Source organism: Sinobacterium norvegicum, from assembly GCF_923077115.1.
GTDB classification, from domain to species: domain Bacteria; phylum Pseudomonadota; class Gammaproteobacteria; order Pseudomonadales; family Sinobacteriaceae; genus Sinobacterium; species Sinobacterium norvegicum.
Window position 1 is genome coordinate 41,484 of record NZ_CAKLPX010000005.1, and the last position, 14,689, is coordinate 56,172.

General features: G+C 52.0%; 14 protein-coding genes. 10 read left to right on the top strand and 4 right to left on the bottom strand.

The window, feature by feature from the left end:
- Positions 1-287 precede the first annotated feature (287 nt).
- Positions 288-698, top strand: a complete 411-nt coding sequence (locus L9P87_RS17880; protein ID WP_290368535.1) for a pilin — start codon at positions 288-290, stop codon at positions 696-698.
- 25 nt (positions 699-723) lie between these two features.
- Here L9P87_RS17880 and L9P87_RS16530 read toward each other — a convergent pair whose 3' ends face one another.
- Both L9P87_RS16530 and pyk read right to left on the bottom strand, forming a co-directional pair.
- Positions 724-1,473: a GIY-YIG nuclease family protein gene (locus L9P87_RS16530; protein ID WP_237445867.1), complete on the bottom strand. Its 750-nt coding sequence runs from the start codon at positions 1,471-1,473 to the stop codon at positions 724-726.
- 215 nt (positions 1,474-1,688) lie between these two features.
- Positions 1,689-3,161 carry a pyruvate kinase gene (pyk, locus tag L9P87_RS16535; RefSeq protein WP_237445868.1) on the bottom strand — a complete coding sequence of 491 codons (1,473 nt, stop codon included), beginning with the start codon at positions 3,159-3,161 and terminating at the stop codon, positions 1,689-1,691.
- A gap of 255 nt (positions 3,162-3,416) precedes the next feature.
- On the opposite strand from pyk, the gene L9P87_RS16540 reads away from it, so the two are divergent.
- Positions 3,417-4,349: an NAD-dependent epimerase/dehydratase family protein gene (locus L9P87_RS16540; protein WP_237445869.1), complete on the top strand. Its 933-nt coding sequence runs from the start codon at positions 3,417-3,419 to the stop codon at positions 4,347-4,349.
- 9 nt (positions 4,350-4,358) lie between these two features.
- Positions 4,359-4,868, top strand: a complete 510-nt coding sequence (locus L9P87_RS16545; protein ID WP_237445870.1) for a nuclear transport factor 2 family protein — start codon at positions 4,359-4,361, stop codon at positions 4,866-4,868.
- Positions 4,869-4,949: 81 nt separating this feature from the next.
- Here the strand turns inward: L9P87_RS16545 and sodB are convergent, their stop codons facing one another.
- Entirely contained in the window at positions 4,950-5,531 is a 582-nt protein-coding gene (gene sodB, locus L9P87_RS16550) for a superoxide dismutase [Fe] (protein ID WP_237445871.1), read from the bottom strand.
- 202 nt (positions 5,532-5,733) lie between these two features.
- Here sodB and L9P87_RS16555 point away from each other — a divergent pair, with 202 nt between their 5' ends.
- A complete protein-coding gene (locus L9P87_RS16555; protein WP_237445872.1) occupies positions 5,734-6,576 on the top strand; it encodes a hypothetical protein in 843 nt (280 codons plus the stop codon).
- Positions 6,577-6,659: 83 nt separating this feature from the next.
- Here the strand turns inward: L9P87_RS16555 and L9P87_RS16560 are convergent, their stop codons facing one another.
- Complete coding sequence (locus tag L9P87_RS16560) at positions 6,660-7,427, bottom strand: hypothetical protein (RefSeq protein ID WP_237445873.1); 768 nt, start codon at positions 7,425-7,427, stop codon at positions 6,660-6,662.
- 298 nt (positions 7,428-7,725) lie between these two features.
- Between L9P87_RS16560 and L9P87_RS16565 the strand changes: the two genes are divergently transcribed.
- The 6 genes from L9P87_RS16565 (at position 7,726) to ribF (ending at position 14,664) form a co-directional block, all read left to right on the top strand.
- On the top strand, positions 7,726-9,240 hold the full coding sequence (locus L9P87_RS16565) for a fumarate hydratase (protein ID WP_237445874.1): 1,515 nt from the start codon (positions 7,726-7,728) through the stop codon (positions 9,238-9,240).
- A 129-nt stretch (positions 9,241-9,369) separates the two neighbouring features.
- Positions 9,370-10,821 carry an exodeoxyribonuclease I gene (gene sbcB, locus L9P87_RS16570; protein ID WP_237445875.1) on the top strand — a complete coding sequence of 484 codons (1,452 nt, stop codon included), beginning with the start codon at positions 9,370-9,372 and terminating at the stop codon, positions 10,819-10,821.
- Positions 10,821-11,471, top strand: a complete 651-nt coding sequence (locus L9P87_RS16575; RefSeq protein ID WP_237445876.1) for an NUDIX domain-containing protein — start codon at positions 10,821-10,823, stop codon at positions 11,469-11,471. Before sbcB ends, L9P87_RS16575 begins: the two co-directional genes overlap by 1 nt.
- The gene (gene thpR, locus L9P87_RS16580) at positions 11,471-12,013 is read left to right on the top strand and encodes an RNA 2',3'-cyclic phosphodiesterase (RefSeq protein WP_237445877.1); all 543 of its coding nucleotides are present in this window, start codon (positions 11,471-11,473) and stop codon (positions 12,011-12,013) included. The genes L9P87_RS16575 and thpR overlap by 1 nt, the downstream gene beginning before the upstream one ends.
- Positions 12,014-12,115: 102 nt before the next feature.
- Entirely contained in the window at positions 12,116-13,627 is a 1,512-nt protein-coding gene (gene murJ / locus L9P87_RS16585; protein ID WP_237445899.1) for a murein biosynthesis integral membrane protein MurJ, read from the top strand.
- Between the two features lie 98 nt (positions 13,628-13,725).
- The gene (ribF, locus tag L9P87_RS16590; RefSeq protein ID WP_354001907.1) at positions 13,726-14,664 is read left to right on the top strand and encodes a bifunctional riboflavin kinase/FAD synthetase; all 939 of its coding nucleotides are present in this window, start codon (positions 13,726-13,728) and stop codon (positions 14,662-14,664) included.
- Positions 14,665-14,689: the final 25 nt, after the last annotated feature.

Below are 14,689 nucleotides of genomic sequence, written 5' to 3' on the forward strand. Positions count from 1 at the left end.
ATCGCTAGTGGCGTTACTCTATTAAAGTCAGTTTTTAGCGGCAATAATGGCGTCTTGGACAATATGACGATGGCTGTTCAACTCGATGATAGCGAAGGCGTAACCCTAACCCTAAGGCCATGGCGTGCTATGTTATGATACGCTGATGATGGCATGATTAGCTGCGGGTAAGTGGTCTTGTGCCTAGAGTAGCAACCAAAACTATAAGGCAGATGCCTGTTAATTATTCAATTGGCCCCATTCCTGCTTTACCGTCTGTATACATATAAATAATATAGGCTACCTTCTTGAACAAAAGCAACGGTTTTACTCTCATTGAGCTATTAGTAGTGGTTGCAGTCATTGGTATTCTGGCTGCTGTAGCTATCCCGAGTTACCAAAAATATGTCTTCAGGGCTGATGTACAAAGCCTTTACGGGTCTGTGCGGAATTATGCTATACCAATTGAGGGGATAATTCTAGGAGGTAATAATACACCGCAAGAGAGTGATATAAGCCTTGATTCGGCCGTAGGCGCGGTTTTGCCAAATGTGACGATTAACGTCAGCTTTGCTGCGGGGGCGGGCACTGTCATCGGTTTGTATGAGGCTGATTATAATATGCTAGGTGGACAGAATATTACCATGAGAAGGTCAGATGCAGGGGTATGGAGCTGCAGCTGGAGCGGTGATGTGGATTACAAGCCATCATCCTGTTGATCATGGCTTGTGTCGCGCTTAGGTCTTAGCGACGACGATTCTTATAGGCAGCTGAGCCTGCCTCGCGGCTTTCTAAGCGCGATAAAATGGCGGCCATTTCATCGGCCTCGGCGGCCACCTTGCTTTTGGCTGCTTTCTCACGGGCTTCTTTCTCCGCCGCGATGGCTTCTTTAATTCTTTTTTCTTTGACGCTGTTGCCGGTTCTGCCGCTGGCAATCTTGGCCGGGGCGGCTGGTTTTTTCTTACTGGCGGCTTTTTTAGCGCCAGCCTTCGGCTTGCCTAACACCTTGCCTATCATCTCGCTGGTCTTGTCGTCGACGATAACCGTGCTGGTGCTGTCAGCACCACTTTCAACATCGTTGCCGACGCCGTTCATCTTCATCGCGAAGACGGTCTTGGCGGCAGTCGAGTGAACCTTTTTCTCGACGGTGGTGCGGTTTCTTACCATGCCGCTGACAGAGACTGCCTTGTCGATGTTTTGCGGTGCTAACACAACGCTTGAGTTGACGGTTTTGTGGCCACGTAGGCTGATGCCATCAAAGGTTTGCATGGCTTCACGGTTGAGGGCGGTAAGCTCCTCCAGGGAGTCGGCAAAGGCCCACTCGCTGATGGTGAAGGCGTCGCTGCCGTAGTCGCGAATATCGTTATACAGTGGGAAGTCTAGCCCGGCGGAGGTGGAGGCGAGGTATTGTGACCATTTTTCCTCTGCAGTGTTTCTGGCAGTGCCAACATAAACTTCATGGCTTTCATTATTGGTAATGGTAAATACGATCACTTTGTTCTCCACTGAACAACTTTAAGCGGTGGATGACAGCGGTAAACTGCTGCCGTTGAAAGGAGGCGTATTATAGGGAAAATGAATTGAATTATAAGGCTTGAATTTTAACTATTTTTTCAGGTCGAATTTAACCTGCTGGATTCTGTGATCAGAATATCAACAGGTTAAAATACAGATCAAACGCTTAGCCATATATTGGCAAATTAAGCTATTTAACTAGCCGTAATGATACGTAGTGTGTTAGTGCCGCCATGTTGGCCGACGACATCACCGTGGGTGATGATGACTTTGTCGCCGCTGTTAATCTTACCGATGTTGACCAGCTCTTTGATGGCGCAGGTTTCGATGTCACCGTCGGCTTCGTGATGGCGAAATTCGTGCGGATGGACACCGCTCATCATACACATTCTGCCACAGCTACCGTGGTTGGGCGACAGCGCATAGATAGGTAGCTCTGAGGTGTAGCGCGACATCCACAGCGGCGTCGACCCCGATTCGGTTAGGCACACTATCGCGCTAACAGACTTGGTATGGTTGGCAGCATAAATAGCGGCCATGGCAATGGACTGATCGATTCGATCGAAGCTAAGCACGCCCTGGAAATTGATGTCGTTGGCGCTGACTTGTTTTTCGGCACCGATGCAGGTTCTGGCCATGGCTTCAACAGCTGCCACCGGGTGCTTGCCGGCGGCGGTTTCTGCCGACAGCATGACTGCATCGGTACCATCGATAATGGCGTTGGCCACATCAAACACCTCGGCCCGGGTGGGCATCGGGTTTTCTATCATTGACTCCATCATCTGGGTGGCGGTGATGACGCAGCGATTGAGTTGGCGGGCGCGCAGAATCATATGTTTTTGTACGCCGATTAATTCGGCATCGCCTATTTCGACTCCGAGGTCGCCGCGGGCCACCATGACCGCATCGCTGGCAATAATCATGCTTTCTAGTAGGTCGAGGTCGTGTACGGTCTCGGCCCGTTCGATCTTGGCGACGATGCCAGCAACACAACCCTCATTGTGCAATAATTGTCGCGCCTGTTCTAGGTCATCGGCGGACCCCGGGAAGGAGACTGCGACGTAGTCGCAGCGCAGTTCGGCGGCAAGCTTGATATCCTGTTTGTCTTTAGGGGTTAGAGCGTCTGCGGCAAGGCCGCCACCCAGACGGTTTAAGCCTTTGTTGTTGGAGAGCTTGCCGCCGATGCTGACATGGCATTTGACCGCACTGCCCTCAACCGAATCGACGATTAACACAACGCGACCATCGTCTAGTAAGAGGTGGTCGGCGGGACCAACCTGCGCCGCCAGTGGTGGGTAGTCAACACCGACAATCTGTTGGTTGCCTGCGGTCTTGTCGTATTGTGTATCGAGGGTAAACAGGTCGCCTTCTTTTAGTACGATGCTGTCTTGCTCGAAGCGGGCGATGCGTATTTTGGGCCCCTGCAAATCCCCCAGGATGGCGACGGTGGCATCGAGTTCATCGGCGTATTGACGAATCAGTTTGGCACGCAAGCGATGGTCGTCGGCATCGCCATGGGAGAAGTTGAGGCGGAATATATTAGCGCCAGCGCTTATCAGCTGGCGTATCTTATGATCGTCATCGGTGGCAGGCCCCAGGGTGGCGAGAATCTTGGTTCTGCGTAAGGGGGCGGCGGGCATTTTGTTGTCAGTTTTTTTCTGCTGCATAGTCATCTTTTGTCGTCGATTTTGGGTCAGTGTAACCGCCATTCAGTGACGGTTTTATGACACGCAATTATAAGTGTGAAATCAGCCGGTTAGTTTGCTAAAGCATAGTTCAAATCTGTCGATTTAATAGCAAACCCAGGGCTCACCCAGTTAGGTGGTCTGTTTTACCGGCTTGCTGGCTACAATCTTATTCAACAGTTATATCGTCATCAGTCTTTATTGACTCGTTTGAGCATGGATTAAAAAGGTAATGTTATGAAGCCGATAGTTGCATTTAAAGGGCAAAAAATATTAGTGGCGGGGCCGACCAGCCAGGTAGCAGGACCTGTTATCGATGCATTGCTTGAACACAATCAGGTCATTGCTATTGCCCGATTCAGTGATAAAAAACAGTTGGCTGCCCTAGAGGCGAAGGGTGTTGAGTGTATTAAGGCCGATTTCGCCAGTGATGATTTAAAGTCGTTAATCCCTAACGATTTAGATTATGTGTTGAACTATGCGGTGGTTAAGACCGGAAAGTTTGACTATGACTTACAAGCTAACGCAGAGGGTGTGGGGCGGTTAATCTCGGCCTGTCGCGGTGTTAAAGCCTTTGTACATTTCTCATCGACGGCTGTCTATGAGTATGCCGGTGGTGAATTACGCAGTGAGGATTCGCCACTGGGTGACAATCATCGCGCAATGTTCCCGACCTATTCGATCAGTAAGATTGCCGCCGAATCCGTTGCCCGCTTTGCCGCCAAAGAATTTAATGTGCCGGTGATTATTGCTCGTTTGAGTGTGCCCTATGGCGACAACGGTGGCTGGCCCTTCTTCCACCTGCTAATGATGCAGCAGGGCATGGCTATCGATGTACACCCTGATCGCCCTAACGCCTATAACCTGCTACACAGCTGCGACTATATCGAGAAAATCCCGGCACTGTTTGACGCCGCCAGTGTTGAGGCTGTGACGGTTAATTTTGGCGGCAGCGACTCGACATCTATTGAACAGTGGTGTGAATACCTGACAGAGCTGACAGGCTTCGAGCCGACATTCAATGAGTCGGCAACGGCCTTTGGCACGCTGGCCATCGATACCACTAAAATGCACAGTTTACTCGGCGAGACTCGGGTAGACTGGAAGCAGGGCGTGCTGAGTATGATTCGTCAGCTGGCGCCAGACCTTTTAAAAGCAGAATACCGTTAGGGCCGTTTTATGTCAGCGCAACCATCATCGTTAGAGCAGCGCATTGCCAAGCTCGAAGCCATTGAGGCGATTAAGCAGCTAAAGGCCAGGTATTTGGCGGCCTGCGATCAGAAACAGGTTGAGCAAATCCGGGACTGTTTTGTCGAGCAGAGTGTCGATATCGATTACGGGGCTGTGGGGCGTTTCAGTCATCGCGATCAGCTGGTGGCACTGTTTGATCAGGTGGGTAATCACGATTATATGGTCGAGATGCACCATGCGCAGAACCCGCAGATTACAATAATCGATGAGGATACCGCCGAGGCCGAGTGGGGCTTGTTCTACTACCTGGTGAATACCCAGGAAAACAGCCTGACGCAATTGGGTGGCTGTTACCGTGATGGTTATCGACGTATTGATGGTCAATGGTATATTGCCAAGAGCCACTTCAGCGTCGACTCGACGGTGGCCAGCCAATTAAGCGACGGTGTCGCCCAGGTTGTTTTTGCCGGTAACCCACAATTACAGCCAGCTGTTTAATCGTCAGTGGTGAGAGCGTCCTTGCAAAAATAAAAAAACCGAGCCAAGTGCTCGGTTTTTTTATTGTCTGCCGGTTAGCGATCAGCCCATGTTGGCGTTGACAAAATCCCAGTTGACCAGGGCCCAGAAGGCTTCGATATAATTAGGGCGGGCGTTACGGTAATCGATGTAATAGGCATGTTCCCATAAATCGAGGGTTAATACCGGGGTGACACTGCTGTCGGTTAATGGGGTTGCAGCATTGCTGGTATTGACGATGGCCAGGCTGCCATCGCTGTTTTTGACCAGCCAGGTCCAGCTGGAGCCAAAGTTGTTGATGGCGGAGTTGGTAAACGCCTCTTTAAACTCAGTAAAGGAGCCAAAGCTGGCATTGATGGCGTCAGCCACGGCGCCTGCCGGCTCGCCGCCGCCATTGGGGCTGAGGCTGTTCCAGTAAAAGGTGTGGTTCCATATTTGCGCGGCATTGTTAAAAACCCCGCCGCTGGCAGTTTTGACGACGTCTTCCAGGCTTTTGCCCTCAAACTCAGTGCCGGGCACCAAACCATTGAGTTTCTGCACATAGGTGTTGTGGTGTTTACCGTAATGATACTCCAGGGTCTCTTGAGAGATATAGGGCTGAAGTGCATCGATTGCATAGGGTAGAGCCGGTAGTTCAAAAGCCATGAGTATTCATCCTTAATTATGTGGTTTCGCCAGACAGTGAATAAGCTAGCAGAAGTTTAGCAGGCTGCCAATGGTACGTTTTTTAATCAATCGTTAGTTTTGACGATTCATCGAGGTTGGCTGACGAACAATATGGCGTTGAGCGCTGAATACTGGTAATTTGGCGGGTATATTAGCTTTATTGAAGGTTTAAGGAATCGCAATGCCGAAGAAGGAAAATGACGACTTACTCGATATACCCAGCATGGTGCCAGACAGTGATGATGTAAGAGTCACTGCCGCGGCGAAGGTAAGAGCGCGAAAGCCTGCTCAGGCAAAAACAGCGGCATCGACAAAGACTGCAGCGCCTTCACGGCCCCAACAAACCGTGGCGGCCAGCGGCGAATCCGGCGGTGGCTTTTGGATGACGGCGGCCATTTTGGCGCTATTGCTGGCTTTATTGAGCAGCGCGGGGGCGGTTTTTCTCTATCAGCAAATTCAATTGACGATTAAAGATTTAAACCAGGCGGATGCGCGTTTGGTGTCATTGGAAAACAAGCTGTTATCGACCGATGAATCGATGAGCGAGTCCACCGATATGATGCGCATAAAGATCAGTGAAATGGGCAAGCAGCTCGATGTTAACTTTAAAGAAATCGACAAACTGTGGGCGGCTCGCAACAGTTTGGTGAAGACAAGCAAGGCAAGCAGTGGTCAATTGAGCACCCAGGCGAAGCAAGTTAAGACGCTGCAGGGTGAGTTAAAAACCAAGCTGGCCAACCTGAAGAAGACTGTCGATACGGCTAATCAGAATCAGGCCAAGCTTAATAATGTTGCCGATCAATCGTTGGCCGTGAGTTTGGCTGTCGATTCGTTGCAGCAGGCCCTCGATGAGCAGCAGCAACAGATGCGTCAGTTGGTGGATGCCGATAACAAGCTGAAGAGCACTAATGCCTCTGTTGATAAGCGATTGAAAGATCACGATGAATGGGTGGCCTCGTTCAATGGCTATCGCAAGCAGGTCAATCAGCGCTTGGCTGCACTGGAGCAAAAAACAGGCGGATAGTGCTGAATGAGCGCTACAGGCAGAGACAAAAAAGCCGAGGTTAATAGCCTCGGCTTTTTATTGCGTTGCTTTCAGTGGCGGAGTTAGAAATTATAGATCAGGCCAATAATGGGGCCGTGGGTCCAGGTGTCGTAGGCAAAATAACCGGATTCGCCTTGGCTGCCAGTCTCATAGTCCACGTAAACCGCCTTGTATTGTAAATCGAGGCTGAGGCTGTCGGTCATCTTGTAGTGGGCACCGACGGCTAGATTGGAGGTGAAATTCGATGACAGACCAAAGCCTCCGACGTCGCCCTTGGCCATCAACGTCCAGCGCTCATTTAACGGTTTCAACCAGCGGGCACCGACCACGGCATCGACCCAGTCCTCTTCGACGCTAATCTTGGTATTAGCTGGGCCATTGAATTTGAGGTCGATATCATTATCCCACCAGCGAATACCGCCGAAGTAATCGATGCTGCTGCCCTCTAGCTGGAAACGTTTGAAGGCCAGCGCCTCTAATACACCCTGGCGAATACTGGCATCAATATCCTCCCCTAAGGGTCCGGATGCATCAGGCCCCAAATCCATAAACGCATAGTCGACCATCACACCCCAGTTGGTACTGTTATTCAGCGCCTCGAAGCGAAACATGCCGCCCATGTCGAGGTTACTGAAAATATCACCGCTGTCGAGGTCTACTTCAGTAGTGCGGTTATTGAAAGGGAGTCCGATGGTGGTATCACCCTTGATATTGGTACCCTGTAGATAGATTTCGGCCTGGTAAGACCAGTCGCTGGCACTGGCATGGGTGGTCAGCAAGGTGGCGGCGGTGGCCAATACGGCGGCGATGCGACGGGGGTGGGCTGTCATGGATAACCTCGGGTAGTTGGGTATAAATAGCTTAACTTCATATTAAGTAAGCTTAATATAGCCGACCAATGCTTTTTGAGCATAGCTGATATGCGCACAATGAACTTTTCGTTGTCGTGCCAATGTGTTTGTTAAGCGCTGACGAATGCAGCCGAGCTGACGATATTGGTGTACAATGCCGCGCAAAAGTTCTTCCCGTGTATGTGATCGTCCTGTTTGAGGTGTCCTGGCGGGGGGTAATTGATAATAATTAGCAGTGAGTAGACACTGTTATGGTTCTGGCTAAGGAGTTCTTCGCATGACTATTATTCGTCAAGATGACTTGATCGACAGCGTCGCAGATGCGCTGCAGTACATCTCTTATTACCATCCACTCGATTTTATTCAGGGTGTGCACGAGGCTTATCTGCGCGAAGAGTCGCCAGCGGCCAAGGATGCGATGGCTCAAATTCTGATCAATTCGCGCATGTGTGCCGAGGGCAAGCGCCCGATTTGTCAGGACACCGGTATTGTCACCGTTTTCTGTAAGGTCGGTATGGATGTGCAGTGGGATTCGACACTGTCTGTTACCGATATGATTAACGAGGGTGTTCGTCGCGCCTATACGCACCCGGATAACGTTCTGCGCGCCTCTATTCTGGCCGACCCGGCCGGCGCGCGTAAAAATACCAAGGACAACACGCCAGCGGTTATTCACTACGAGATTGTCGAGGGTAATACCGTTGATATTCAGGTGGCGGCCAAGGGTGGCGGCTCCGAGAACAAGTCTAAGATGGTGATGTTGAACCCATCGGACTCCATCGTCGATTGGGTGAAGAAGACCGTGCCGACCATGGGAGCTGGCTGGTGTCCACCGGGTATGTTGGGCATAGGCATTGGCGGTACCGCAGAGAAAGCCGCGGTCATGGCGAAAGAGTCGCTGATGGACCCTATCGATATTCATGAGTTGCGTGAGCGTGGCCCGCAAAACCGTGTGGAAGAGCTGCGTCTTGAAATCATGGATGCGGTCAACCAGTTGGGCATCGGTGCTCAGGGCTTGGGCGGCCTAACCACAGTGCTCGACATTAAAATCATGGACGCGCCGACTCACGCTGCCTCACTGCCGGTGTGTATGATTCCTAACTGTGCCGCGACTCGCCACGCGCACTTTGTTTTAGACGGCTCGGGCGCTGCTTTGCAAACCCCACCCAGCCTCGACGAGTGGCCTGAGATCAGCCGCGAAGGTGGCGATGCCAAGCGCGTCAATCTGCAGGATATTACCCAGGCGGAAATGGAAAGCTGGAACAGCGGCGATACCTTGCTGCTTAACGGTAAGATGCTAACTGGCCGCGATGCCGCCCACAAGAAAATGGTCGAGATGCTCGATAACGGCGAAGAGTTGCCGGTCGACCTTAAAGGCCGCTTTATCTACTACGTCGGCCCCGTCGACCCGGTGCGTGACGAGGCTGTTGGCCCCGCTGGCCCAACAACGGCAACGCGGATGGACAAGTTCACCCGTCAAATTATCGAACAGACCGGCTTGATGGGCATGATTGGTAAGGCTGAGCGTGGCCCAACGGCTATCGAGGCGATCAAAGACAACAAGTCGAGCTATCTGATGGCCGTCGGCGGTGCAGCCTACCTGGTATCGAAGGCGGTGAAACATGCCGAGGTTGTCGGTTTCCCCGAGCTGGGAATGGAAGCCATTTACGAATTCGATGTGGTCGATATGCCAGTGACTGTCGCCGTCGATAGCCGCGGCGATAATGCGCACGAATCTGGCCCAAGAATCTGGAAGCAAAAGATTGAAGAGCAGATCTTAGAAGTGAAGTAAGCAGGTGTTTAACGAGTAAAACTTCTGTTTTATTCGTCATCGCAAAAGAGGCCGCTGTGATATAGTCACTGCGGCTTTTTTGTTTTTTTATCTGGCAATTCTTCTTCTAAGCAATGGAAGCGGTAATTTATGAGTACCCCCACCTTTCTTTGGCACGACTACGAGACCTTTGGCATCAATCCCGCCAAGGACCGTCCCAGCCAGTTTGCCGCTATTCGTACCGACATGGACTTAAATATTATTGGCAAGCCGATGATGTGGTACTGCAAGCCGGCCGATGACTTTTTGCCCAGCCCAGAGGCTTGTTTGATTACCGGAGTGACGCCGCAGCTCTGTTTGGCCAAGGGCGCTTGTGAGTCTGAATTTATGGGTTTGATCGAGGCTGAAATGTCGGTGCCCAATACCTGCAGTGTCGGCTATAACAGTATTCGTTTTGACGATGAGGTCACCCGGCACAGCTTCTATCGAAATTTCATCGACGCCTATAGTCGTGAATACCAAAACGGCAACAGTCGCTGGGATCTGATCGACGTGGTGAGAATGACCTATGCGCTGCGCCCTGAGGGTATTGTTTGGCCCAGCAAAGAAGATGGCCTGGCCAGTTTTCGTCTGGAGGAGTTAACCGCCGCCAATGGTATCAGCCATGAGAATGCCCACGATGCGTTAAGCGATGTCTATGCCACCATTGCCATGGCCAAACTCATCAAAGACAAGCAGCCCAAGCTGTTCGACTACGCCTTTAAACTGCGTAATAAGCACGAGGTTGCCAAGCTGGTCGACGTCAATACATTGACGCCGCTGTTTAATGTCTCGGGGATGTTTGGCGGTTTGCGTGGCAATATCTCTTTGGTTGTGCCGCTGATGACTCACCCGAGTAATAAAAACGAGGTGGTCTGCTTCGACCTATTGCAACACCCGCAATTGCTGATGGATATGTCCGCCGAGGAGATTCAGCAGTGGCTGTATACCCCCGCGCGGGATTTGCCGGCAGGGATAGAGCGGCCGGCGTTGAAGAGTATTCATTTGAATAAGAGCCCGATGATTGGCCCAGCGAAGATGTTTACCGAGGATGCGGCAATGGCTGAGCGACTCGGCCACGATATTAACGCCTACCGGCAGAACTTTAAGCTTTTACGCTCGCTGGATATTGCGGCCATCAAGGCCAAGCTGTTGTCTGTTTACAGCCAGCCCAGAGAGTTCGCTGCCGTGACGGACCCAGATTTCATGTTGTACAGCGGTGGCTTTTTTAGCAGCGATGACAAGAACACCATGCGCCAGATTCGGTCGATGCCGGCCATCGCGCTGGCCGAGGCGCGTTTTAGTTTCGATGACCCACGATTGCAGGAAATGCTGCTGCGTTTTCGTGCCCGAAACTATCCACAGACACTGACCATGCCCGAGCATCAGCAGTGGCAGGAGTTCAGAGAGATGCGGCTGATGGACCCCAACGGCGGTGGCTCCTATACCTTCGATGACTATATGCTGTCGATAGAACAGCTGGCCAGCGGTAACGAAAATGAGGCCGAGATGAAAATTCTGCAGGCGCTGTATGAATATGCCAACGTTATAGGGGGGGGTTAATGGCTGTGGATAACACCGAACTGATTGGCCAGCTGGGCTGCGGCGATGCAGAAATAGTGGGTAGCGAAACACTGCACTCAGGCTTTTTTGATTTCGTCAGTCATCGCATCAGGCACCGACTATTTGCCGGCGGTTGGAGTGACAGCTTTGATCGTGAACTGTTTGAGCGGGGCAATGCCGCGGCGATATTACTGTTTGACCCGCAGAGTGACAGCGTTGCCTTGGTCGAGCAGTTTCGTGTCGGTGCGCTGGCGGCAACGCTGCCCAGCGGTGAGCCATCAACACCCTGGCTGTTGGAAATCGTCGCCGGTATTATCGAACCCGGCGAGACAGCGCAGGATGTCGCCTGCCGTGAGTCAGAAGAGGAGGCCGGTGCCGAGGTGTTAGCGGTAGAGCATATCGCCGGCTACTTCCCCAGCCCCGGTGCCTGTAGCGAGTACATCGAATTATTCTGTGGCCGTATCGATGCCGCCTCTATGGGTGGTCTGCACGGCTTGGACAGTGAGAATGAAGATATTCGGCTACACATAGTCCCGCGTCAGCAGGCAATGACGCTGTTGGCCCAGGGCCGATTAAATAACGCCAGCACTATTATTGCCCTGCAATGGCTGCAGCTGAATGCCGAGCGACTACAGCAGGCCTGGGGTTGATGCGGCTATTTATTGCCATTCCACTGCGGCCCGATTTGGCTGCTCAGTTGCTGCAGGCACATCAGCAGTACGGCGACGAGGCGGTTGGACGCTGGATACCGCAGCACCAGCTGCATCTTACATTGGCCTTTTTAGGCGAGCAGCACAGTGCCGAGCCGGTTATCGAAATAATGAAACGGTTAGAAAGTGAGTGCTGTTTCAATATCGACTTTGACGCCAACAGTCTGGCGGCGTTCACACCAAAAATTCTGGCGTTTGAACCGCTGTCCTGTGACCCATTGATGGGATTACGCCAGCAACTGACAGCGTTATTAACGGCCTCCGGTCTCATCGCTGAATGCAATGACGGGCGAGCTTTCAGGCCTCATATCACCCTGCTGCGTGGCAGGGCCGGTGACTTGCCGTTGCCCGATGAGTACCTCGATGGTTTTTCTCTTGGTGTGAGCCAGCTTGTACTCTATCGCAGCGAACATGTTAATCTGCCTGACGGTGGTTGCCATATCAACTATGAGCCGCTGCATTTTAGTTATCTATCGGTGTGAAACCGTTTATTAAAGGAACAGGGCTTGAGTGATCAGCAGGTAGAAAAGAAGACCGTGGCGAAAAACAGCGGATTGCTGCGTTCGAGCGCCGTGGTTGGCGTGATGACCATGCTATCGCGCGTATTAGGCCTGGCCCGGGATGTCTGTTTTGCTCTGTTTATTGGTGCTGGCAACGGCGCAGATGCTTTTTTTGTCGCTTTTAAAATTCCCAATTTTTTACGCAGACTCTTTGCCGAGGGTGCTTTTTCCCAGGCCTTTGTACCGGTGTTGTCAGAGTATCAAACCCAACATGGTCACAGCGCCGTCAGGGCGCTGATTGATCGAGTCAGCGGTGTGCTCGGCGGTATCTTACTGGTGCTGACGGCGGTGGGTATTTTTGCGGCACCGGTGATCGCCGCCGTTTTTGCCCCCGGTTTTACCGTCGACGAGCAGAAGTATCAGCTAACGGTTGAACTCATTCGTATCACCTTTCCGTATTTGTTTCTCATCTCGATGACCGGCCTTGCCGGCTCTATTCTTAACAGTTACGGCCGCTTTGCGGTGCCAGCGATTACCCCAGTACTGTTGAATCTGTCGTTAATCGCAGCAGCCATCTTCTATGCTCCCTCGATGGAACAGCCGGCTTTTGCCCTGGCCTGGGGAGTGTTGGTGGCGGGTTTGGTACAGCTATTATTTCAGCTGCCGTTTCTGTTGCGCTTAAAGCTGTTGCCTCGGCCCATATGGGACACCAAGGACGAGGGCGTTCGCCAAATCATGACGCTGATGATTCCGGCATTGTTCGGAGTCTCTGTCAGTCAGATCAATTTATTGCTCGATACGGTGCTGGCCTCGTTATTGCCAACGGGGAGTGTCTCCTGGTTGTATTACTCCGACCGACTTACTGAGTTGCCGTTGGGGGTGTTTGGTATCGCTGTGGCAACGGTGATTTTGCCCTCGCTGTCACGTATCCATGCCGATAAAGGCCAGCAGGCCTTTGCCAATACGCTGAGTTGGGCAACCCGTACCGTGCTGTTTATTGCCCTGCCAGCCACGGCAGCCTTAATGGTGCTGGCCGAACCGATCTTGATTGCCCTGTTTCAATACGGCGCCTTAACCGCCGACGATGTGACGATGTCGAGTTATAGTCTTCGTGCCTATGCGTTGGGGTTGTCGGCGTTTATGTTGATCAAGGTGCTGGCGCCAGGCTATTACGCCCGCAAGGACACCAAGACGCCGGTGAAAATTGGTATCAAGGCCATGGTCGCCAATATGGTGCTTAACATCCTTTTTGTTGCGCCGCTGTATTATTACTGGCAGATAGGACACGTCGGCTTGGCGCTGGCGACGTCAGTGGCGGCTATGCTCAATGTGATGTGGCTGTGGCGTGGGTTATTAGCTGATCAGGTCTATCAGTGGAGCAGCCTCTTTTGGCATAGTGTTATGCGCAGCGTCGCTGCCAGTATCGCAATGGCAGTGGCGCTCTACGCATTGTTGCCTGTTATCGGTGATATGGCGACTCTGGCTTGGTACCAGAGAGCTGGCTCTGTGTTGCTGCTCTGTGCCTTGGGAGCGGCGGTCTACCTTGTGGTATTGGCGCTGTCAGGGGCGAAAGTACGCCATTACCGAGCGGCCTAATCGGCGCTTTTGTCTGTGTGGTCAGCGAGTTCAATGCTAGCTATAGAGGCGGCGCGCTTAGTGGGGTATAATTCCGCCCCTTATTGAATACGAGCCTGATGATGGAATTAATTCGCGGTCTTCATAATTTGCGTCCCCGCCACCGCGGTTGCGTGGCGACAATAGGCGCTTTCGATGGCGTTCACCATGGTCATCAGGCGGTGCTTAGGCAATTATTGGATAAAGGCAAAGAACTTGGTTTACCGACGGTCGTTGTGGTTTTCGAACCCTTGCCGCGCGAGTATTTTGCCCCGTTAGAGGCGCCATCACGGCTGATGAGCTTCCGTGAAAAATTCCAAGCCCTGAGTCAGCTGGGGGTGGATTTTGTGCTGCGAATCAGTTTTAACGACAGCTTTAGGCTGATGTCGGCGCAGGACTTTATCAAACAGGTATTTGTCGATGGCCTGGGTATTCAATACCTGGTCGTCGGTGACGATTTACGTTTTGGTCATGATCGTGAGGGCGATTTTGAGGTGCTCAAAGCAGCGGGTGAGGTCTACGGTTATGAGGTGGTGAATACATCGACCTTGCAGGTGCAGGATGAGCGTGTCAGCAGTACCCGCATCAGACAAGCCCTTGCCGACAGTGATTTTGCCCTGGTTGATGAGTTATATGGTCGACCGTTTTCGATTACAGGTAAGGTTGTTTATGGTCGGCAGTTGGGGCGTACCCTCGGTGCTCCGACGGCTAATTTGCAGTTGCATCGGTTGCGGGCGCCGCTTTCCGGTGTTTATGCCGCCGAGGTACTTGGTGTTGCCGACGGGCCAGTGCCGGCAGTGGTGAATGTTGGCACCAGACCAACCGTCGATGACGGTATTAAGGCTATTTTGGAGGCCCATTTATTGGACTTCAGTGGCAACTTATACGGCAAGATGATCAGCGTTGTCTTCCGCAAGAAGATTCGTGAAGAGAAGAAATTTGATTCTCTGGCCGAATTAGAAAAGAACATCAAGGCCGATATCGACGTCGGCCGTCAGTATTTTGGTTTGCAGTCTTAAACTGCAACAGGTATAGCGGCGGGAT

Bases quoted from the DNA above. Each gene is read 5' to 3' on its own strand.
- pyk (WP_237445868.1), bottom strand. From the start codon at position 3,161: ATGCAGCAGAAAAAAACTGACAACAAAATGCCCGCCGCCCCCTTACGC.
- L9P87_RS16540 (WP_237445869.1), top strand. From the start codon at position 3,417: ATGAAGCCGATAGTTGCATTTAAAGGGCAAAAAATATTAGTGGCGGGG.
- L9P87_RS16545 (WP_237445870.1), top strand. From the start codon at position 4,359: ATGTCAGCGCAACCATCATCGTTAGAGCAGCGCATTGCCAAGCTCGAA.
- sodB (WP_237445871.1), bottom strand. From the start codon at position 5,531: ATGGCTTTTGAACTACCGGCTCTACCCTATGCAATCGATGCACTTCAG.
- L9P87_RS16555 (WP_237445872.1), top strand. From the start codon at position 5,734: ATGCCGAAGAAGGAAAATGACGACTTACTCGATATACCCAGCATGGTG.
- L9P87_RS16560 (WP_237445873.1), bottom strand. From the start codon at position 7,427: ATGACAGCCCACCCCCGTCGCATCGCCGCCGTATTGGCCACCGCCGCC.
- L9P87_RS16565 (WP_237445874.1), top strand. From the start codon at position 7,726: ATGACTATTATTCGTCAAGATGACTTGATCGACAGCGTCGCAGATGCG.
- sbcB (WP_237445875.1), top strand. From the start codon at position 9,370: ATGAGTACCCCCACCTTTCTTTGGCACGACTACGAGACCTTTGGCATC.
- L9P87_RS16575 (WP_237445876.1), top strand. From the start codon at position 10,821: ATGGCTGTGGATAACACCGAACTGATTGGCCAGCTGGGCTGCGGCGAT.
- thpR (WP_237445877.1), top strand. From the start codon at position 11,471: ATGCGGCTATTTATTGCCATTCCACTGCGGCCCGATTTGGCTGCTCAG.
- murJ (WP_237445899.1), top strand. From the start codon at position 12,116: ATGACCATGCTATCGCGCGTATTAGGCCTGGCCCGGGATGTCTGTTTT.
- ribF (WP_354001907.1), top strand. From the start codon at position 13,726: ATGATGGAATTAATTCGCGGTCTTCATAATTTGCGTCCCCGCCACCGC.